This window comes from Pseudomonas neuropathica (genome assembly GCF_015461835.1).
Classification (GTDB): Bacteria; Pseudomonadota; Gammaproteobacteria; order Pseudomonadales; family Pseudomonadaceae; genus Aquipseudomonas; species Aquipseudomonas neuropathica.
This window is the reverse complement of sequence record NZ_JACOPX010000018.1, coordinates 90,749-103,822: the sequence shown is the minus strand read 5'-3', so window position 1 is coordinate 103,822 and position 13,074 is coordinate 90,749. Positions and strand designations below refer to the sequence as shown.

Here is a 13,074-nt window from a genome sequence, read left to right as displayed (position 1 = left end):
TAGCCAGTGCAAATATTCTGTTCCGGCTTAGCTGCGCTTTCTTTGCTTTGTTTTCGTGGTTTGGTCGATTATTCGGGCGTTTTTACTCAGAAATGGCGGCATGCAGAAAAAAATATCCAAACGCATCAGCCTCGACGAGACCGACCTGGCGATTCTTGAGTTATTGCAGGAGGACGCCAGTATTTCCAACGCTGAACTCAGCGAGCGGCTGTCGCTGAGCCTTACGCCGTGCTGGCGACGGCGCAAGCGCATGGAGGAGGCGGGGGTCATCAAGGGTTATCAGGCCAACCTTGATCGGCGAATGCTCGGGCTGGACATCATGGCGTTCGTGCACATTCGCTTTTCCACCCACGCCGACCACGCGCCGGACGCCTTCGAGGCGGTGATTGCGCAATTGCCGCAGGTGGTGGCCTGCCACAAGATCACCGGCGATGCCGATTATGTGTTGCAGGTGTTGGCGGAGGATCTTGATAGCTACAGCGACTTCATTGAGCAGGTGCTCAGGCGTCAGGTGGGGATTGCCTCCATTCAGTCGAGTCTGGCGTTGCGCGAGGTCAAGACTGGTAGCCGGATTGCGATTCCTAAATCGGGAAAGGACTGAACGGGCAGAGGGGCAATCATCTTTTCAATTTCAACGCGTTGTATGTCGTTGATGCGCCATTGCCACGCAGGGCTGTATTAATTCCAGCCTTTGCAGTGAGCGGTAATCTCTGTCCAGACTTCCCGATAGCTGAATCGCAACCACGCGGTGTGCAGCTTGTGCAGTTGCCGCCGAATCCAGCTGTTCGTGTTTGCGAGCAGCATTTGCTCGATGTCCCTGTTCAACGCATCGGGTTCGAAACCTGTCCAGACCGGCGGGAGTACACATTCCAGGTTCCAGGCGCAGACGATGGCAACTTCGGCATACAGAATGTCTTTAACCTGTTCCGGATCATAGTCTTCGATTTGCCGGGCGATGTAGGGGTAATCGACGCCGGTGTCGACGAAAATATCGGAGAGGGCTGCGCGGATTTTGTATAGATCGGCGTGGCTCAGTTCTCGTCTCAAGCTTGGCCTCCTGGCGTTGAATTGCGCGGACCCGATTGCACGTGGCGGTTCTTGTCTGGTGGTTAGTCGATTCTGAACGCGCGCTGTCGATCAGCAAAGTTTCATCTTGCCGGGTGCGGCGCAGGCCTAGGATGTTCAGACAAGATCGTCGTTGTTCATCCCGAGGGGAATCGTGCCATGCGCCTTAATGTCGTCAAAGTGCTGTTGATTGCTGCTGCAGTATCGGTATTGAGTGCCTGTTCCGGCGCTGGCGGCCTGACCACCACCAGTTGTTTCTCCAGCGACTGTCAGTCGCCGGAGGGGCGCAACGCCAATACGTTGAAGTTCGGCGGCAACAGTATTGGCAACAGCCTCAATCAGTACAGCTCCGGCATGTTGCATGACGATTGAGGATTACTGCGCGGCAGGTACGGCGATCCACTCGCTCAGGGTTTGCTGATACTTGCCGGTGACTTTGCTCAAGTGCAGCCACTGATCGACGTACAGTTTCCAGCTGATGTCATCGCGCGGCAGCAGGTAAGCCTTCTCGCCGTACTGCATGTACTGATGCGGATTCACCGCGCACAAGCCCGGTTTGAGTTTCTGCTGATACAGCGCTTCCGAGGCGTCGGTGATCATCACGTCGGCCTTGTTGTCGAGCAGTTGCTGGAAGATCGTCACGTTGTCGTGCAGGGCCAGTTGCGCTTTGGGCAGGAAGGCGTGGACGAAGGCTTCGTTGGTACCGCCGGCGGGTTCGACCAGGCGCACGCCGGGCTGGTTGATCTGTTCGACCGTCTGGTATTTGCTGACATCGGCGCAGCGCACCAGCGGGATCTTGCCGTCGGTGTCGAGAGTGTTGCTGAAGTAAGCTTTTTTCTGCCGTTCCAGGGTCACAGAAATGCCGCCCATACCGATGTCGCACTTGCCGGCCTGCATGTCCGGCATCAGGGTTTTCCAGGTGGTTTGCACCCATTGCACTTTGACGCCGAGGCTGTCGGCCAGCGAGCGGGCCATGGCGATGTCGATGCCTTCGAAGTCGCCGTCGGGACGTTTGAAGGTGTACGGCTTGTAGTCGCCGGTGGTGCAGACGCGCAACTGGCCTTGTTGCTGGATGCTGTCGAGGTGCGAAGGGGTTTGCTCGGCATGCGCGCCGGCGGACACGGTCAGCAGGCCGCAGAGGATCATCGTGCTTTTTAGTGTTGTCATTGCGATCGGGGCTTCTGAGAAGGGCGGTGGCCCAGTGTAGTGAAAGGCTTTCCCGGGTGTCACCCTGCTTCCGGGCTTAACGTGCCTAGCCACGCCACCAGCGCCACGATCAGCGATGCGATTGCCAGTTCAACGACAACGCTGCGTTTTAGCGCATTTGCCGCGATGACATATTGTCCATTGCGCAACGCTTGCGCCAACGCCGGACCAAGATGAAAGCGGTTCAACGCCGCCAACACCAACATCCCGGCAAACAGTAAAACCTTGATCGCGAGCAGCATCCCGTAAGTGCCGAGCAAGATTTCGTCCAGTCTCGCACCGACGATGAACAGGTAGTTCACCACGCCGGTAATCGACAGCGTCAGCACAATCACTGCACCGATCCACTCAAAACGCCGAACCGCAAACGCCAGCGAACGAATGCGAGCTTCATCGACCGACCCCTGCGCCATCAACACCAGCGCCAGCATCGCACCCAGCCACGCGCCCGCCGCGAGCAGGTGCAGAATGTCGCTGAGAAAATGCCAGAACCGCAGTGTTCCTTCGTCCATCGCCCCGTGTCCGCTCCAGGCCAAAGAGGCGAGGGCAATGGCGCCAGCCATCGATGCGAGCCACGCGCCCGGCCTGATCAACACCACGATCAGCGCGATCATCCGCACTGCCCACGCCAGCCCGACATCGGTTTCCAGCAGCATCATTTGCAGATGCGGCCACAGCGCCGCGAGCGCCGTTTCGCCACTCATGGCGCGGGTCATCAGCACCAATCCTGCCACTGACAACAACGCCCCGATCAATGCCATCCCGCGCAGCATCGGCCGAAAGTGCAGCAGCGTCCCAGCGCTGTACAGCGCAAACAACGCCAGCCCGAACAACAGCAGCAAATCCACATACAACGCAAACCGCAGCACGATGTTGATCAGTTCAGCCATTGCTCACTTCACTTTGAACGTGACGTTGCCGGTGATCGGGTGCGTGTCGGAAGACACTGCGCGCCATTGGACTTGGTAGGTGCCGGCGGGCAGCGGCGCGAGCGGGGTGATCTGCATGCTTTTCGGATCGCTGCCGGCGCTGACTTTGGCTTTCATTGGCATCGGCGAATGGGCCATGCCGGGCATTTCGGTCATGACCAGTTTGGCGCCGGAGAACTGCGTCAACAGGTTCTCGGAAAAATGCAGTTCGATCTTGCCGGGCGCGGCGCCGTCAGCACCTTCGGCGGGAGTCGACGAGAGCAGTTTCGGGTGGGCTTGAGCGAGGCTGCTGAGGAGCAAGCCGCTGGCGAGTACAAGGGTGATTTTCAAGGTGCGCATGCAAGACCTCTGGAGTGTTTTTTAATGGGAATTCAGAACCACATCCGCACGCCGAGGACGAGGCGCGCTTCGCTGCGATCCTCGCTTTCTTCGCGGGCGTAATCGGCGGTGTTGCCGTAGGTACGGTTCCACGTCACGCCGATGTACGGCGCAAATTCGCGGCGGATTTCGTAACGCAGGCGCAGGCCCGCCTCGGTGTTGGCAAGCCCGGAACCGATACCGCGTTGTGCATCGTTCTTGCCGTAGACGTTGATTTCAGCGGTGGGCTGCAGGATCAGGCGATTGGTCAGCAGGATGTCGTAGTCACCCTCGAACCGCAGCGCGCTCTGGCCGCCTTCACCGATAAACGCGGTGGCCTCGGCTTCGAAGTTGTACAGCGCCATGCCCTGCAGGCCGAACGCGGCCCAGGTCTGCGGCGCGCCGGGTTTGAAGTCCTGCCGCACGCCGCTGACCACGTCCCACCACGGAGATATTGCATGGCCCCAGAGCGCCTGAAGCTCGGCATCTTCGGTCTTGCCGTTGCTGCGCTCGCCTTCGGAGCGCAGCCACAGACGATCGATATCGCCACCGATCCAGCCGGACAGATCCCAGGCCAGCGCGCTGCCGTCGTCGGCGTCCTGCCATTCGAGTTTGTCGGCGAGGAAGTACGTGTTGATCGCGCTGTCGTGGACTTGATGACCGCCGGGGCTGGTGAATACGGCGGCGCGGTCGGCGTCGGTCAACTGCGGGATCGGCGTGCGACTTTCGGTCGGGGCGGCGGGCTGCATCATGCCGTCGTCCATGCTTTGCATTGCCGAGTGATCCATGTCGGCCATCTGGCTGTGATCCATGCCCGGCATGTCGCTGGCGGCCATCGCCGAGCTGCCGATCAGCAGCAAGGAAAACGCAGTGAGTCGAGTCATCAGCGGCCCCTTCATGCTTCCACCCGCACTTCGCGGAACATGCCCGTTTCCATGTGGTACAGGAGGTGGCAGTGATAGGCCCAGCGGCCAAGTGCGTCGGCGGTCACGCGATAACTGCGGCGCGTGCCGGGCGGCATATCGATGGTGTGTTTGCGCACCTGGAAGTCGCCGTTTTCGTCTTCCAGATCGCTCCACATGCCGTGCAGGTGAATCGGGTGGGTCATCATGGTGTCGTTGACCAGCACCAGGCGGAGACGCTCGCCGTACTTCAGGCGCAGCGGTTCGGCGTCGGAGAATTTGATGCCGTTGAACGACCAGGCGAATTTCTCCATGTGGCCGGTCAGGTGCAGTTCGACCGTGCGGCTCGGATCGCGGCCATCCGGGTCTTCGAAGGTGCTGCGCAGGTCGGCGTAGGTGAGCACGCGACGGCCGTTGTTGCGCAGGCCGAGGCCGGGGTCGTTGAGTTTGGGTGCGGTGGTCATGGCTTGCATGTCGACCAGCGGATTGTCTTTTTCGCTGTCGGGATGGGATTGCATTGGGCCCATCGCCGAGTGATCCATGCCCGCCATGTCACTCATGTCCATCGAACCGTGATCCATGCCGGCCATGCCCATGTCGTCCATCGTCACCAAGGGTCGCGGGTCCAACGCTGGCACCGGCGCCGACAATCCGGCGCGAGTGGCGAGGGTGCCACGGGCATAACCGCTGCGATCCATGGCCTGGGCAAACAGGGTGTACGCCTCGGCGTCCGGCTCGACGATGACGTCGTAAGTCTCGGCCACCGCGATGCGCAGTTCATCGACGCTGACCGGTTTGACGTGCAAGCCATCCGCCGCGACTACGGTCATTTTCAGTCCGGGAATGCGCACGTCGAAATAGGTCATGGCCGAGCCGTTGATCAGGCGCAGGCGCAATTTTTCGCCGGGGCGGAACAGGCCGGTCCAGTTCGAATCGGGCGCGTGGCCGTTCATCAGGAAGGTGTAGGTGGCGCCACTGACGTCGGCAATGTCGGTAGGATTCATGTTCATTTCTGCCCACATCTTGCGATCGGCCACCGTGGCGCCCCAGCCTTTTTCGCTGACGTCGTTGATGAAATCGCCGACGGTGCGTTTGTGGAAGTTGTAGTAGTCGGATTGTTTTTTCAGGGTCTTCATCAGGCTGGCCGGCTCTTCGTCGCTCCAGTCGCTGAGCATCACCACGAACTCGCGGTCGTACTGGAACGGCTCAGGATCTTTGGCGTCGATCACCAGCGGGCCGTAAACGCCGGCCTGTTCCTGCAAGCCGGAATGGCTGTGATACCAGTAGGTGCCGTTCTGCCGCACCTTGAATTGATAGACGTACACGCCGCCCGGTTCGATGCCGTGAAAGCTCAGGCCCGGCACGCCGTCCATGTTCGCCGGCAGCAGAATGCCGTGCCAGTGAATCGACGTGCTGGCGCTGAGCCGGTTGCGCACACGCAGCGTTACGGTGTCGCCTTCGCGCCAGCGCAGCAAAGGGCCGGGCAGGCTGCCGTTGATGGTCATCGCCGTGCGTGGGCTGCCAGTGAAGTTGGCCGCAGTTTCGCCGATGAACAGCTCGAAGTCGCTGCCGTTCAGTTCATGCAGTTGACCGGGCGCATTCAGCGCCCAGACCGGCGTGCGCCACAGGCCCAGGCCACCAAGCAGACTGCCGGCGGCGAGGCCTTTGACGAAGGTGCGTCGTGAAGGGTTGGAAGGCATGTGCTGGAAATCCCCGTTTGACTCATGACGGGGAGGCTAACCAGCGCCAGCTTTCAGTTGGCTGAGGCGGGGATTACAGTTTTGACAGGTTTAACGCGGCAAACGTCCCGAGATCCATGCACATTCCACCCTCGGACTTCCAGTTGGCAGTGCTCGCTTTGGCTTTGTGTAACAGCGGTAGCCATTCGTGCAGCGCTCCCAGGTTGTTTTTGTAGCCTGGGATATGGCTGGCGCTCACATACTGCATGAACTCGGCTTGCCCGGTAGCCGAGTAGAAGACTGGCTCATTGGCGCCGTCCTCTTCTGCAAAGCAGAACTGCTCGCCATCGTGATAGAAGCTGATGAAGTGTGCATGCTGCGGGATATCGCTCCAGCTCTCCCAACCAAATGCCGGTTGCCCTTGTTCCGTCGACTTCTGCGCCAGAGCCTTTTTGCCTTTGGTGGACATATCGTGAATGTCGACAGTGACAAACCAGCGTTCCGAGCCGAAAGCTTCAGGGTTTTTCATGGCCGCCGCGATCAGCGAGTCTGGCTGTGTGTCTTGCACCTGCCGGAATTTTTGCCGGGCTGCCCAGGCCGCTTCGATTTTTTTGAAGTAGGCACTGTCGACATCGATGGCATCCGACTCAGACCAGCGTTCAGCGAACCAGCGTTTTGCGTCCTGTATCGCTACGGTATCGTCCGTCAGGATGCCGAGTTCAATCCATTGATTGGCTGCCTGACCTTCAATGCCCAAGCCATTGGCTGATGCGTTGGCGCTTCCTGCGATCATTTCGTTTTCGCCAATGTAAGCCTTGGCATGGAGTCGAGGGAGGCTGCGAATGTTCGCTGGATGCAGTTGGAGCAGTTGCCTGACCACTGCGGGGTTCGTCGCCCCTGCAGACAAGTCAAGGAGAATGCGGACGTCTCCTCGGCGTTGATCCAGACCCAGTTCCGTTATGGCGCGTTCGCCCCAAAAGGCGACGGCAATGTCCAATGAACCTTTGACTTCGCGCGCCCATTGAGCGAGTTGTTGCTGGTTTTGAATCAGACGTGTCATCAGTACAACTCTAAGAGGTTAATAGAAGATCTGCCGGGGCTGTCGATCCTAGAGGCCAAGCCCTTCCTGCACGACCTGCAGCAAGTTGTTTTCGGTCAGGGCGATGGCATCCAATTCCTGCCCGGTTTCGACGGTTTGCAACCACCAGTGGCTTTCGTGGTGTTCATCGATGGTTCGCAACAGATAAGTGTTTCTTTCCGGCAGGGTAATCTGCACCCGCCCGGCGCCATCCTCGGTAAACCGCGCAATGGGATCGAATGTCAGGCTTCGATCATTGGCCTCGATCACCAGTTGATCAATTGCGTAGTCATGCGCCTCACCATCCGGTGAAGTTTCGCAAACATGCGTAGGATTTCGCCGAATCCTCAGTCCTACTTCGGTGACGGGCTGCAACCACGCCTCAATACGGTGGTACAAGTCATACACCTGAGCAGGCCAGCAATCGATTTCCAGTGCCGCATCCGCGTGGGTATGCCGGGTTTGTTTGAGTTTGGCGGCGAGTTCGTCTGCTTTACTCATTTTGGTTCCCTTGGTTTGGTGGCTGCCTGTTAATCGTAGACCTTTCAACGGCGTACGGCTTTGCCTTGCGTCATGCGCTTGCAACACAAGCGTGTCGAAATCAGTGCTGGCCAAGTCGGTCAGGATCAAAAACCATGGACGCAGGCGTCCCAAAGGAGTGGGTACATGAAAAAGCTGTTTACAATTTTGGCGGTGATTGCGCTGACGGCCGGTAGCATCGGTTTGAGTTCGGCGCGCCAATCACAGTCCAGCAAGGCCCAGGCGGAATCGGTGGCGGGGGTATTCGATTACTACCTGCTGGCGTTGTCCTGGTCGCCGACCTTTTGTCTGACCCACAAAGATGACTCGCAGTGCACGGGCAAGGGCTACGGCTTTGTGTTGCACGGCTTGTGGCCACAATACGCCAAGGGTGGCTGGCCGGAATCCTGCCCGCCGCTGACCACGCTGAACGCGGCGCAAACCAGCCAGGGCCTGACGCTGTTCCCGACCAAAAAACTGCTCGACCACGAATGGTCCAAACACGGCACCTGCAGCGGCCTCGGCGCGATGGGCTATCTGGACAAAGCGGACAAAGCCGTGGCAGCGGTGAAAATCCCGCAGGAACTGCAACCGTTCAGCAGCTCCTATTACTTCGAAGCCCAGGAAATTGCTGACCTGTTCCGCAAGGCCAACCCGGGGATTCCAGCGGATGGCATCGCCGTCATTTGCAGCGGCCCGGAACTGTCGGAAGTACGCGTGTGCATGAGCAAGGATCTGCAGTTCGGCGCGTGTGGCAAGGGCGTGAAAGCCCAGTGCCGCGCGGGGGATATTCGGGTGCCGCCGTCGCGCTAACCTGAGCGGTTTCCACGTATCAAAAAGGCGCCCGATCGGGCGCCTTTTTTGGTCTGGAGGTTTGAAGTACCCGGCGAACTCCCGCATGCTTGCGCCCCCGAAAGGATGACCACGTTACATTGCAAGGAGCTGTTCATGAGCGGAAAACCCGCCGCCCGCGTTACCGATCCAACCGCCTGTCCATTGCCGGGACATGGCACCAATCCCATAGCCAGTGGCTCGCCGAATGTCAATTTCGACGGTCTGGCGGCTGCGCGAATGACTGATAAATCTGCTTGCGGCAGCCCGATCACCGGCGCTGTTGCGTCGACGGTGTTCATCAATGGCTTGAACGCCGCCACGTTGGACAGCACCGGTGGTCACGGCAATGTCGTCATCGGCGGTTCAGGCACGGTGATCATCGGTGATACGGTGACAGCCGCGCCATTCAGTGGCCTGTTACCGATGCCGGTGCATTTCACTGACAGGTTGAAACTGGTCAATGACGTGACTGGTGAGCCCATGCCTGATCATCCTTACGTTATTCAGCGCGCTGACGGGCGTCTGGAACATGGGGTGTCTGACGCGAACGGATTTACTCACCAAGTCAGCTCGCACCTGCCGGAAACCATCAAGTTGTTTTTGGAGGAGTGAGGCATGGCTGCTGAAACGGTAACGTGCGCGAAGGGCAACAATTACAGGTTGCACAAGGAACATGCGCTGACGGACAAGAAGGATGTCAGTGACAAGCCTGTGCCGGTGGAGAGTACCAAGGCGATTGTGGTTTTTATCGGAGGTGCGGGAGATAAGGAGAGTTATTATTTTTCGGGGCCTTATGAAAACATCCAGGATGCCCGACTCGCATTTGATAGGCGCACCGAGACACTAAAGGGAGAAGGGAAATATAAATCGGAATGGTTGGGTTACAACGAAGTCAGAGGAAAGCAGGACATTCAACGGCACGTGCTAAGCCTTATTCCGTATAAAAGCTGTCCCGTCTATATCGTTGGCCATAGTCTCGGCGGCTGGAATGGTGCGCACCTGTCCAAAATAATGTCGGATTGGGGTTACAAGGTTCAGATGCTGATCACTCTGGATCCTGTGGGTGAAGGGGCTTTGGTGTGGCTGGGCTCAGACATTTATCGTGAACGTCCCGCGCCAGTTTCGGTTGATTGGATCAATATCAAGGCAACACCTTCCAAGAGAGACCCATCAGACGGGGTCGCGGACTTCGGGGAAAAATGGATTATCTCCTGCGGACCGTCACTTAACGTAAATGTCGACACGAATCATGCCAACGCACTGGGATTGCTAAACGCCCCAATCGCTGGTGGTAAGTCTGCAAGTGACTTGCTATTTGATTCAATCATGAAGGAGTTTCCGTGATGTACAGGTTTTTCCTTTGTGTGGTTCTGGCTGTCTGTTCGGGATGTGCAAAGGACCATTTACAGCCTCCGGCAAATTTGAGTTATGTGTCCGTAGATAGGTCGAGTTCCCTTTTATATGTCATAAAATATCAATCCGATGTGGATGTTTTGAACCTGTTTGGCCGAGGCGAAAGGCAAGGGATGGCTTCGGGGACATTGAGGTGCGCGTTAGCGGATGACCACGATTTTTCGGTTGGCAAAGCTATTCAGTTTTCTGCGGTGGGGCTGGTGGATTCTGATATACGCGAAAGCGGCAGCTCCAAATTCTCCTTTTCGACCCGTACATTTATCACTGAAACCTCCCGCGACCGAAGTACGGAGAGAGATCTGTCAGCGGCAGAACTGAACCAACTCCTCGCCAACAAACAACAAATCCCCTGCAAAGTCGTCGTCACCGCCTACGGCTACAAACCCTACTACTCAAACACCATGAACATTCCCGTCGCGGATCTGCTGCGGGAAATCAACAAACCCCGATAACAGAAGCAAGGGGGATTTCAGGCGAATCCCCCGGCATCCACCCCCAACTCCCCACGCAAAAACTCCACCAGACCGCGCTGTAACCCGCTCAACACACCCTCACGACTGACCAACGCCAATTCCGTCGGCGCCAACTCCGGCAGATCCGTACACACCTGATGCTCAGGCAACACCGCCGATACCGGCAGCACCGACACCCCCAGTCCCGAAGCCACCGCTGCTTGAATCCCGGTCAGGCTGTGACTGCCAAACGCCACCCGCCAGGGGCGCTGGGCAACGTCGAGCAAACGAATGGCGCGCTGCCGATACAGGCAGCCTTGCGGAAACAACGCCAACGGCAACACGCCAGCGGACGAATCAAACTCCGCGCCTTTGACCCACACCAACCGCTCCGGCCAGGTCGCCCACGCCGGGCCGCTGTCGGGTTCGCGTTTGATCAGGGCGATGTCGATGTCGCCGGCATCCAGACGCTGGCGCAAATCGAGGCTCATGCCGCTGAGGGTTTCCAGCCGTGCTTGCGGATGGCTGCGGGTGAAGCCGGCGAGGATCAGCGCCATGCGCCGCGCGTCGAAGTCTTCCGGCATGCCGATACGCAGGATTTCCAGGTCGAGGTCGCTGGCCAGCGCCTCGCTGGCTTCAGCGGACAGCGCCAGCAAACGGCGGGCATAGTGGATCAGCAGTTCGCCGTGCTCGGTGACGGCGACATTCAGCCCGGTACGGTCGCGCAGCAGCAGGGCGTGGCCGACCAGCTCTTCGAGTTTGCGCACCTGCTGACTGACCGTCGATTGGGTGCGGTGCACGCGCTCGGCGGCGCGGGTGAAGCTGCCTTCGTCGACCACGCAGACAAAGGTTTTCAGCAATTCCAGGTCCAGCATGGCGGCGCTCTCGATAGTGATTATTCAACTGACGATTGGCTATTTATTTAATTTCACACTATCACCGAGTGCTCATAAGCTGAAGTCCTCACTACGGAGGATTCGACCAATGACACTCATCCACACACCGCGCCCGCAGTGGCTGACCTTCGATTGCTACGGCACTTTGATCCAATGGGACGAAGGCCTCAAAGCTGTAGTCGGCGAAATTCTCAGCGAGAAGGGCGAGCATCAGGTCGATGTCGCTCATCTGATTGAAGTCTATGACCGTCATGAACACCGCCTCGAACAAACCCCGCCGCACCGTTCGTTCCGTGAACTCAGCACCCTTGGTCTGCAAATGGCCCTGGAAGAATCGGGCCTGCCGAGCCTGCTCGAAGACAGCCAGCGCCTGGCCGCCGCGATCCCGAAAATGCCGCCGTTTGCCGAAGTGATCGAGACCCTGCGTGAATTGAAAACCATGGGTTTCAAACTGTGCATCGTCTCCAACACCGACGACGACATCATTGCCGGCAACGTCGCGCAACTCGGCGGCTACATTGACCGGGTGATCACCGCGCAACAGGCCGGTGCCTACAAGCCGGCGCCACGGCTGTTCGACTACGCTCATGAACAGTTGGGCGTCAGTCGCGCAGAGGTGGTGCACATCTGCGCCAGCCCTATGCTTGACCACACGGCCGCGCGGAACATGGGCTTTCGCTGTGTGTGGATCGATCGCGGCACCGGTCGCCAGTTGCTGGCGGACTATCGCCCCGACGCGATCCTCAATACCCTCGATCAAGTGTTGCCGCTGTTCAAATCCCTCGGTTGGTAACGGAGAATCGTCATGGCTCACACCCTGACTGCCAGAGCGCGGGCCTCACGCCCGACAGCGCTGAACCTCGACACAGAAGCGATCATCACTGCGCGCAGCGAGCTGGCGGCGTGCTTTCAACTGGCCGCGTTGCATGGGTTGGAGGAGGGCATCTGCAACCACTTTTCGGCGATGGTGCCGGGGCATGACGATCTGTTTCTGGTCAATCCCTACGGCTATGCCTTCGCCGAAGTGACCGCGCAGAATCTGCTGGTCTGCGACTTCGAGGGCAACGTGGTGGAGGGTGAAGGCCTGCCGGAAGCCACGGCGTTTTACATTCACGCGCGTCTGCATAAACAACTGCCGCGAGTGAAAGTCGCGTTCCACACCCACATGCCTCACGCCACGGCGTTGTGCTTGCTGCAAGGGCCGCCGCTGTTGTGGCTGGGGCAGACGGCGCTGAAGTTCTACGGGCGTACGGCGGTGGACGAGGACTACAACGGCCTGGCGCTGGATGCGTCCGAAGGCGACCGTATCGCCGGGGTCATGGGTGACGCCGACATTCTGTTCCTGAAAAACCACGGCGTGATCGTTGCCGCGCCGACCATCGCCGAAGCCTGGGACGACCTCTATTACCTGGAGCGGGCCGCGCAGGTGCAGTTGCTGGCGATGGCCACGCAACGGGAGTTGAAACCGGTGCCCCACGCCATTGCGCAGCGGGCCTATGAGCAGATGCGCGAGGGCGATGCGCAAAGTGCGCGGGCTCACTTGCACAGTGCGATGCGGCGCCTGGCCCTTCACAACTGACTAACCCTAAAGAGGCAATCGAAAATAAATCGTCGAACAGCGATCATCCAATCTCGTTGCGCGCCGATATACCTGGGCGGGAGCGGGGCGTTTGCCCCGTAGATTCCGGTGGGCTACGCTCACAAACATAAGGGTTTCCCTGCTGGCGCCCTTGTCGTACCAGCC

The 13,074-nt window shown here is 58.8% G+C and carries 17 protein-coding genes; 8 read left to right on the top strand and 9 right to left on the bottom strand.

Annotated features, from left to right (window positions below; translation table 11 throughout):
- Positions 1–100 precede the first annotated feature (100 nt).
- Positions 101–601, top strand: a complete 501-nt coding sequence (locus H8F23_RS24235) for an Lrp/AsnC family transcriptional regulator (RefSeq protein WP_099756755.1) — start codon at positions 101–103, stop codon at positions 599–601.
- A 77-nt stretch (positions 602–678) separates the two neighbouring features.
- Here H8F23_RS24235 and H8F23_RS24230 read toward each other — a convergent pair whose 3' ends face one another.
- Positions 679–1,047 (bottom strand): DUF7079 family protein, encoded by a 369-nt coding sequence (locus tag H8F23_RS24230; RefSeq protein ID WP_228759358.1) that lies wholly within the window; start codon positions 1,045–1,047, stop codon positions 679–681.
- A gap of 177 nt (positions 1,048–1,224) precedes the next feature.
- On the opposite strand from H8F23_RS24230, the gene H8F23_RS24225 reads away from it, so the two are divergent.
- On the top strand, positions 1,225–1,437 hold the full coding sequence (locus H8F23_RS24225) for a hypothetical protein (RefSeq protein WP_194936070.1): 213 nt from the start codon (positions 1,225–1,227) through the stop codon (positions 1,435–1,437).
- A gap of 3 nt (positions 1,438–1,440) precedes the next feature.
- Here the strand turns inward: H8F23_RS24225 and H8F23_RS24220 are convergent, their stop codons facing one another.
- From H8F23_RS24220 to H8F23_RS24190, 7 genes are all read right to left on the bottom strand, one after another.
- Positions 1,441–2,232 carry a transporter substrate-binding domain-containing protein gene (locus H8F23_RS24220; RefSeq protein ID WP_194936069.1) on the bottom strand — a complete coding sequence of 264 codons (792 nt, stop codon included), beginning with the start codon at positions 2,230–2,232 and terminating at the stop codon, positions 1,441–1,443.
- A 59-nt stretch (positions 2,233–2,291) separates the two neighbouring features.
- Positions 2,292–3,161, bottom strand: coding sequence for a copper homeostasis membrane protein CopD (gene copD / locus H8F23_RS24215; RefSeq protein ID WP_194936068.1), 870 nt, complete (start codon positions 3,159–3,161; stop codon positions 2,292–2,294).
- Positions 3,162–3,164: 3 nt separating this feature from the next.
- Positions 3,165–3,539 carry a copper homeostasis periplasmic binding protein CopC gene (gene copC / locus H8F23_RS24210; RefSeq protein ID WP_194936067.1) on the bottom strand — a complete coding sequence of 125 codons (375 nt, stop codon included), beginning with the start codon at positions 3,537–3,539 and terminating at the stop codon, positions 3,165–3,167.
- Positions 3,540–3,571: 32 nt separating this feature from the next.
- Complete coding sequence (locus tag H8F23_RS24205; protein WP_194936066.1) at positions 3,572–4,441, bottom strand: copper resistance protein B; 870 nt, start codon at positions 4,439–4,441, stop codon at positions 3,572–3,574.
- Positions 4,442–4,452: 11 nt separating this feature from the next.
- On the bottom strand, positions 4,453–6,159 hold the full coding sequence (locus tag H8F23_RS24200; RefSeq protein ID WP_194936065.1) for a copper resistance system multicopper oxidase: 1,707 nt from the start codon (positions 6,157–6,159) through the stop codon (positions 4,453–4,455).
- 73 nt (positions 6,160–6,232) lie between these two features.
- Complete coding sequence (locus tag H8F23_RS24195) at positions 6,233–7,198, bottom strand: phospholipase D family protein (protein ID WP_194936064.1); 966 nt, start codon at positions 7,196–7,198, stop codon at positions 6,233–6,235.
- 48 nt (positions 7,199–7,246) lie between these two features.
- Complete coding sequence (locus H8F23_RS24190) at positions 7,247–7,717, bottom strand: hypothetical protein (protein ID WP_194936063.1); 471 nt, start codon at positions 7,715–7,717, stop codon at positions 7,247–7,249.
- A gap of 165 nt (positions 7,718–7,882) precedes the next feature.
- On the opposite strand from H8F23_RS24190, the gene H8F23_RS24185 reads away from it, so the two are divergent.
- The 4 genes from H8F23_RS24185 to H8F23_RS24170 all read left to right on the top strand — a co-directional run bounded on the left by H8F23_RS24185 (position 7,883) and on the right by H8F23_RS24170 (position 10,434).
- The gene (locus H8F23_RS24185) at positions 7,883–8,548 is read left to right on the top strand and encodes a ribonuclease T2 (protein ID WP_194936062.1); all 666 of its coding nucleotides are present in this window, start codon (positions 7,883–7,885) and stop codon (positions 8,546–8,548) included.
- 135 nt (positions 8,549–8,683) lie between these two features.
- Positions 8,684–9,181 carry a PAAR domain-containing protein gene (locus tag H8F23_RS24180; protein WP_038362545.1) on the top strand — a complete coding sequence of 166 codons (498 nt, stop codon included), beginning with the start codon at positions 8,684–8,686 and terminating at the stop codon, positions 9,179–9,181.
- A 3-nt stretch (positions 9,182–9,184) separates the two neighbouring features.
- A complete protein-coding gene (locus H8F23_RS24175; RefSeq protein WP_137218725.1) occupies positions 9,185–9,913 on the top strand; it encodes an alpha/beta hydrolase in 729 nt (242 codons plus the stop codon).
- On the top strand, positions 9,913–10,434 hold the full coding sequence (locus tag H8F23_RS24170) for a hypothetical protein (protein WP_194936061.1): 522 nt from the start codon (positions 9,913–9,915) through the stop codon (positions 10,432–10,434). The genes H8F23_RS24175 and H8F23_RS24170 overlap by 1 nt, the downstream gene beginning before the upstream one ends.
- Positions 10,435–10,451: 17 nt before the next feature.
- Here the strand turns inward: H8F23_RS24170 and H8F23_RS24165 are convergent, their stop codons facing one another.
- Positions 10,452–11,309 carry a LysR substrate-binding domain-containing protein gene (locus tag H8F23_RS24165; protein ID WP_194936060.1) on the bottom strand — a complete coding sequence of 286 codons (858 nt, stop codon included), beginning with the start codon at positions 11,307–11,309 and terminating at the stop codon, positions 10,452–10,454.
- Positions 11,310–11,418: 109 nt separating this feature from the next.
- Here H8F23_RS24165 and H8F23_RS24160 point away from each other — a divergent pair, with 109 nt between their 5' ends.
- Both H8F23_RS24160 and H8F23_RS24155 read left to right on the top strand, forming a co-directional pair.
- Entirely contained in the window at positions 11,419–12,123 is a 705-nt protein-coding gene (locus tag H8F23_RS24160; protein ID WP_194936059.1) for a haloacid dehalogenase type II, read from the top strand.
- Positions 12,124–12,135: 12 nt separating this feature from the next.
- On the top strand, positions 12,136–12,909 hold the full coding sequence (locus H8F23_RS24155) for an aldolase (protein WP_194936058.1): 774 nt from the start codon (positions 12,136–12,138) through the stop codon (positions 12,907–12,909).
- Positions 12,910–13,074 lie beyond the last annotated feature (165 nt).